This window comes from uncultured Apibacter sp. (genome assembly GCF_946479295.1).
In the GTDB taxonomy this organism is placed as follows: domain Bacteria; phylum Bacteroidota; class Bacteroidia; order Flavobacteriales; family Weeksellaceae; genus Apibacter.
The window spans coordinates 48,866-55,233 of sequence record NZ_CAMLFD010000016.1 but is presented as its reverse complement, the minus strand read 5'-3'; the positions used below and the strand labels follow the sequence as shown (position 1 = coordinate 55,233).

Genomic DNA, 6,368 nt, shown 5'->3' with positions numbered 1-6,368 from the left:
TTAAAATATATGATTTATAAAAGTTGAGTAAATAATTAGAGTATTTCGGAATAAGAGGTTAGGCTGACTTTAAATAGAAAAAAAAATAAAAAATAGTGTATTTTAAGTTTAATTATCGTTATTGTTTATTAAAAGGGATAATAAATATGATAAAATGAGGAGTTGAATAAAATATTTTTTGGTAATCAGTTTTTATAGCTAAAAAAAATTAGTATTGTGTGGAATTATATATTTATCATAAATATAATTTTTAATAGAAACTTACTAGGATGAATCAAATTAGATAACACCTTTACGTCAAGAAAATGTACTATTGATAGAAAGATCTGACTCTTTTAAAATAGAACAATAAATTAAAAAAAACAATAAAAATATTTATTCTTACTGTTGATCTAATAGAAACTATTTATGTATGGTTAAAAAAGTAATAATTATAATAAAATCTAAATATAAATAAATAGATAGAAATTTAATTGGTAAGTTAATTTATATTAAATACGCAATATTTATTTTATATTATCTTTAAAAAATTTACTAAAAGTATAGGTATAAACTAGGGGGGAAGGGAGCAGTAAAAAAGAGTACAATAAATTCAGTTGTAATAGCAAACATCATACCAGATACCCTTATATATATATTAACCCAATTTGGTTGTTGATAGGAAAGGTGGAAAAGGTAAAAATAATATTGAACAAAAATATAAAGAAAAGTTATCTCTTGCTGTATTAGTTGATAATATGCAAATACAAAAAAATTAAGAGCCGATGAAACCAAAATAAATAGGTTAGAGGAAATTATCGTACTTGAAACTGAAATTTGATTAATAAAAAGAAATGAAAAAATGATAAATAAAAATTAAAAAAACTTTATTTTTTTTATGTTAAAATATGATTTAATGTTTGTTTTCTTAATTACAATTTGACACTATACTTTTATAATGGAAAAATAACTGAATTTAATGTTATATTTCTCAAGATAAGATTTATTAGATAAAAAATAATAAAAAAATATTGATTTATTTTATTTGACTCAATATTTTGATTTACAATATATCAAATTTAAATAATAATAAAATTATAGATATTAAAATATCTTTGTAAGATATTTAATTTTAACAGGTAATAAAAATATTTCTACTACAACACATATATTTTCCCAGTCATTCAATAAATATGTGCTAATAGATTATTAGCTGTTTTTGTGGAGTATCGCTCTGTATTCCTACGTTTAAACTGCATTTTAAGCAATTATAAGATATTATATTTTTAATTACTTTTTTTACACATTTTGACTAATCAACTAATCAGTCAGTTTTTATTACAACCATTTCAATCAAATTTTTGCATAAAAATAAGAGCATAAATATACTTATGCTCTTATAATTTTTATTATGCTTTTTAAGCGTTACTTAGATAGTTTATAATATTTATAAGAAGATTATACATACATGTACATTGCAATTTTTTATCAACATTTGGAAAAATTAGCTAATCCTTTTGTGCAATTGACATTTTCGACTTTTGGAGGGTACCTAGTTATACACCATTCATTTTAATTCCTATAAAATAAGATAGAAAAAAACGTTAATTTATGGCGTTTATATTTTCTAGCTCAACTTTTAAATTTGTATATTCGGGATTAACAATATCGTCGTATTCCATAGTAATACTTTTCCTATCTTTAGAAATAGTAGCTAAAGGATTGTCAACTCTTTTTATTTTACTGGGAAATATATATTTGATTTTAAACTTAGATCCAGGAAAGTCTTTTAGGTCAAAGTATTCATGTTTTATACTGTCTGAAGCAACAGATTTTTTTATTAACTCTTTTCCATTCCAATTATAAGAACAGATAGTAAGAAAATCAATATCTCTATTTGAAATGAAATCATTAAGGATGTCAAAAGTTAAAATGTTCTCATAAAGGTTGTTAAAATAGTGTAAAGCGGCAAGTGCTGAGTTTAGCGAATCGCTATTAGCAAAATCTCCGTAAATCCGAACATAGTATTCGTCTTTTTCTTTATCTCGATAGCCTTTAATAAAAAATGGTTTAAGAGCATACAAATTTTTTCGCTTTTCAAGAGGTAATTTTAATATACTATCTTTTTTTTCCTGAAAAAAACTATTAAATGAAAAAATAGTATCTTTGGACAAGAAGTCTGTATTTAAGGAATCAGACGTTAATTTTGCCAATCTTGCATTCATTAAATAAGAATACGAAAGACTACCTTCTTGATTAAAAGTAATTTCTTCGGTTATAGTGCAGCTAATGAGTAATTTGGTTAAAAATAATAAACATAAAATTTTGGGTATTAATTTCATATTGGCGTGAATTTTTAAATAATTTATTTTGTAATATCTTTTCCACTTTTTAGCCAGTTGTTAAGGCCACCATCTAAATTATAAATGATTTGAAATCCGTAATTCTTTAAAATTTTTGCAGCATACATACTGCGAATTCCTGAATTACAATAGATTGCTATGGGGCTGTTTTTATCTAGGTTCTGTATTTGGTTTACAAAGCTGGGATCATCCACGCCAATATTAATAGCATCGTAAATATGACCGTTTTTATACTCCAATAAAGTTCTTACATCTACTATCTGTGTTTGGCGTATTCCAATTTCCCAGGAAAATGAAGGTACAGAAAGAGTCTGTATTGAGTTTTCTTCTTCCTGAGTATGGGGTAATGAGGAAGAAATTGTATCCATAGATGTAACCATACTATCTTTTTTCAATGAAGACAATACTGATTTAACCTTAGCTGGAGCTGAAGATGCCGGAGGTTTACTGTTTCTCGGTAAATCAGTAATTAAAATTCCGACTTCAGGAGGTGTGGTATATTTATTTACGGATCCGGCCGTATGACTTTTACAGGAAAGTAAAATCAAACAGAATAACATTATTAAAAATAATTTATTCATAGATTTGAAACAATTAAGAATTCAAAGTTAACTATTTTTACAAGTATATGAAAAAATTTATTCGGGCACTAGGTAGTGGATTGCTTTTCGCTTTATCTTGGCCCACGTATGGATTTCCCTTTTTGCTATTTTTTGCATTTGTTCCCCTATTATTGGTAGAACATGAAATTACTGTAAAAAAAGAAAAATTTTCTGGTTGGAAAGTTTTTGGGTTATCCTACTTGTCATTTTTGATATGGAATTGGGCGACTACCCAATGGCTTCATTTTTCTCAAAACCCGGACGGGTCCTATTCCTGGATAGCCTTCTTCTTTCCTCTGTTTGTGAATAGTTTACTCATGTCTCTTATTTTTACCTTATATCATTTGGTGAAAAGAAGAATCGGAACGAGAGGAGGAATGCTTTTTTTTCCTACTATATGGATTTGCTTTGAAAAATTTCATTTAAACTGGGAAATGTCCTGGCCTTGGTTAAATTTAGGAAATGCCTTTGCCGATTATCCACAAGTAATCCAGTGGTATGAAATAACAGGAACATTTGGAGGAACCTTATGGGTTTTACTGATCAATCTAATTTTCTTTTACTACATTCGTGCTTACCAAGTCACTCATAATAAGAATTATATTGGAAAATCCCTCTGCTATTCACTAGCTGGACTAGGACTACCTATTGCGATTTCCTTTCTTATGTATCAATCATATAAAGAAAAATCATTCGAAAAAGAAGAAGTAGTATTGGCGCAACCTGCTCTAGATCCTTATACCGATAAGTATAGTAAAGACGGAGCCCTTATTCTAAAAAATCTATTAACCACTGTAGAAAAAGAAATTACTCCTCGCACCCGATTTGTAGTTGCCCCGGAAACAGCATTTCCCGGAAATGGATTTGTATTTATTAACAATATTGAAAACAACGCTTATATAAATTATATAAAGGAATGGTTAAAAAGTTATCCGCAATTGAACTTTGTATCGGGAGTATCATTGGCAAAATATTTTCCCCGTCAACAAACTCCAACGGCACGTTATCTTAAAGGTCAAAATCAATGGGTAGATCTGTATAACTCTGCGGTACAGATTAATTTAAAAGATTCCGCTCAATATTATAATAAATCGAAATTGGTAGTAGGAGTGGAGCATTTTCCCTATTCCAGCATACTAAAACCGTTAGTAGGACAGTATTTGTTGGATTTTGGAGGATCTATGGAAAGCCTGGGAGTTCAAGACGAGCCTATTCTCTTTACAAATTCCGAAAATCAATCCAAGATAGCTCCTATTATCTGTTATGAAAGTATATACGGAGAATATGTCTCAGAATTTGTAAAAAGAGGAGCTAATGCATTATTTATTATGACTAATGATTCTTGGTGGAGCAATTCCCAAGGACATAAGCAGCTATTGGCATATGCGCGTTTGAGAGCCATAGAAACCAGACGAGATATTGCTCGTTCGGCAAATAGCGGAATTTCAGTATTTATAAATCAAAGGGGAGATATTGTAAAACAGTTGGCATATGGAAAGCAGGGGGCTTTAAAGGGCAACATTAACCTTACTTCATCTCAAACTATCTATGTTAAATATGGAGATGTAATTGCCAGAATAGCCTTACTATTGGCAGGAATTATAATCGCATATGCTATATCTAAAGCTATTTTGTCCAAGATAAGTAGGAATACTATAAAAAGTAGAGTAAACTAGAAAAAATAAAAAGTAAAAAAGTTGTAAGAGTCAAAAATAATTTGTTATTTTGCAACCCGATTCAATGAAAAAGAATATTATTTAGATTTAAGATAATGGCTAGGATTTGTCAAATAACAGGAAAGCGTGCAATGGTAGGTAATAATGTGTCGCACGCTAATAACAAAACAAAAAGACGTTTTGAAATAAATTTGATGGAGAAAAAATTCTATTTACCATCAGAAGATACTTGGATATTTTTAAAAGTATCTGCTCATGGTTTAAGGATTATAGATAAAATAGGAATTGAAGAAGCTGTAGCTAGAGCTCGCAAACAAGGTCTTATCAATTACTAAAAATTAAAATTAAAAAATGGCAAAGAAAGGTAATAGAGTACAGGTTATTTTAGAATGTACTGAGCATAAAGAGAGTGGAATGCCGGGAGTGTCTCGTTATATAACAACTAAGAATAAAAAGAATACTCCGGAAAGAATCGAATTGAAAAAATTCAATCCGGTGTTGAAAAAATATACTATTCACAAAGAAATTAAATAATAAATTTTAGTCATGGCAAAGAAGGTTGTAGCAACATTACGTACAGAATCTAAAAAAATGACCAAAGTGATCAAAATGGTAAAATCTCCTAAAACAGGAGCTTACGTTTTTGAAGAAAAAGTTGTGAATGCGGATAACGTTGACACATTTTTAAAACAGAAATAGTTTTCATAACATAGGTTTTTAAGGTTTTAAAAAATCATTCACAATAAAGTGAATGATTTTTTTTTTATTTTTGTTATATTATATATCTCTATGAGTTGGTTTAAAAAAATTTTCGGAAAAGAAAAAAAAGAAACATTAGATAAAGGATTGGAAAAATCTAACCGATCTTTTTTTGATAAAATTGGGAGGGCTATTGCAGGAAAAAGCAAGGTAGATGAAGAAGTGCTTGATGACTTGGAGGAAGTATTGATCTCTTCCGATGTAGGAATAGAAACCACATTAAAAATAATAAAAAAAATAGAAGAACGAGCTGCTAGAGATAAATTTATGAATACTTCGGAATTAGATCAGATTCTTAAAGAAGAAATCATGAGTTTATTAGCTGAGAATAAAAATTCAGATTTGGAATTTGAAATTCCGGAAGGGAAAAAACCGTATGTAATAATGGTAGTAGGAGTAAATGGGGTTGGAAAAACGACTACGATAGGAAAATTAGCGTATCAGTTTAAACAGCAAGGCAAAAAAGTAGTGTTGGGAGCCTCGGATACTTTCAGGGCGGCAGCAGTGGATCAGTTGACCATATGGTCGGAAAGGGTAGGTGTTCCCATAATAAAGCAAAGCATGGGCTCAGATCCTGCTTCTGTAGCCTTTGATACGGTCCAATCGGCCCAAGCTCAAGGCGCAGATGTGGTATTGATTGATACAGCGGGAAGATTGCATAATAAAATCAATCTGATGAATGAGCTAAGTAAGATTAAAAGGGTTATGCAAAAAGTAATTCCGGATGCCCCTCATGAAATCCTTTTGGTTTTAGACGGATCTACAGGACAAAATGCATTTGAACAGGCAAAACAGTTTACGGCTGCAACCGAAGTAAGCGCTTTAGCCGTAACAAAGCTTGACGGTACAGCAAAAGGAGGTGTGGTAATCGGTATATCAGACCAATTTAAAATACCAGTAAAATATATTGGAGTAGGTGAAAAAATAGAAGATCTGCAACCCTTCAATAAGTATGAATTCGTGGACAGCTTCTTTAAGAAAAATTAGAC

7 protein-coding genes are annotated in these 6,368 nt (G+C 29.7%); 5 read left to right on the top strand and 2 right to left on the bottom strand.

Going from position 1 to position 6,368, the window contains the following annotated elements:
- Positions 1-1,583: 1,583 nt before the first annotated feature.
- Positions 1,584-2,321 (bottom strand): hypothetical protein, encoded by a 738-nt coding sequence (locus Q0T35_RS09420; protein ID WP_295842770.1) that lies wholly within the window; start codon positions 2,319-2,321, stop codon positions 1,584-1,586.
- 23 nt (positions 2,322-2,344) lie between these two features.
- Positions 2,345-2,923, bottom strand: a complete 579-nt coding sequence (locus Q0T35_RS09415; RefSeq protein WP_293918987.1) for a rhodanese-like domain-containing protein — start codon at positions 2,921-2,923, stop codon at positions 2,345-2,347.
- Between the two features lie 47 nt (positions 2,924-2,970).
- Between Q0T35_RS09415 and lnt the strand changes: the two genes are divergently transcribed.
- The 5 genes from lnt (at position 2,971) to ftsY (ending at position 6,366) form a co-directional block, all read left to right on the top strand.
- Positions 2,971-4,620, top strand: a complete 1,650-nt coding sequence (gene lnt, locus Q0T35_RS09410; RefSeq protein ID WP_295842766.1) for an apolipoprotein N-acyltransferase — start codon at positions 2,971-2,973, stop codon at positions 4,618-4,620.
- A gap of 95 nt (positions 4,621-4,715) precedes the next feature.
- Complete coding sequence (gene rpmB / locus Q0T35_RS09405) at positions 4,716-4,955, top strand: 50S ribosomal protein L28 (protein WP_293918984.1); 240 nt, start codon at positions 4,716-4,718, stop codon at positions 4,953-4,955.
- A gap of 16 nt (positions 4,956-4,971) precedes the next feature.
- Positions 4,972-5,154 (top strand): 50S ribosomal protein L33, encoded by a 183-nt coding sequence (gene rpmG / locus Q0T35_RS09400; RefSeq protein ID WP_055425117.1) that lies wholly within the window; start codon positions 4,972-4,974, stop codon positions 5,152-5,154.
- A 12-nt stretch (positions 5,155-5,166) separates the two neighbouring features.
- Positions 5,167-5,319, top strand: coding sequence for a DUF4295 domain-containing protein (locus Q0T35_RS09395; protein ID WP_293918982.1), 153 nt, complete (start codon positions 5,167-5,169; stop codon positions 5,317-5,319).
- Between the two features lie 90 nt (positions 5,320-5,409).
- A complete protein-coding gene (gene ftsY / locus Q0T35_RS09390; RefSeq protein ID WP_295842764.1) occupies positions 5,410-6,366 on the top strand; it encodes a signal recognition particle-docking protein FtsY in 957 nt (318 codons plus the stop codon).
- Positions 6,367-6,368 lie beyond the last annotated feature (2 nt).

Coding starts and splice junctions, on each gene's coding strand:
- lnt (WP_295842766.1), top strand. CDS start 2,971: ATGAAAAAATTTATTCGGGCACTAGGTAGTGGATTGCTTTTCGCTTTA.
- Q0T35_RS09395 (WP_293918982.1), top strand. CDS start 5,167: ATGGCAAAGAAGGTTGTAGCAACATTACGTACAGAATCTAAAAAAATG.
- rpmG (WP_055425117.1), top strand. CDS start 4,972: ATGGCAAAGAAAGGTAATAGAGTACAGGTTATTTTAGAATGTACTGAG.
- rpmB (WP_293918984.1), top strand. CDS start 4,716: ATGGCTAGGATTTGTCAAATAACAGGAAAGCGTGCAATGGTAGGTAAT.
- ftsY (WP_295842764.1), top strand. CDS start 5,410: ATGAGTTGGTTTAAAAAAATTTTCGGAAAAGAAAAAAAAGAAACATTA.
- Q0T35_RS09420 (WP_295842770.1), bottom strand. CDS start 2,321: ATGAAATTAATACCCAAAATTTTATGTTTATTATTTTTAACCAAATTA.
- Q0T35_RS09415 (WP_293918987.1), bottom strand. CDS start 2,923: ATGAATAAATTATTTTTAATAATGTTATTCTGTTTGATTTTACTTTCC.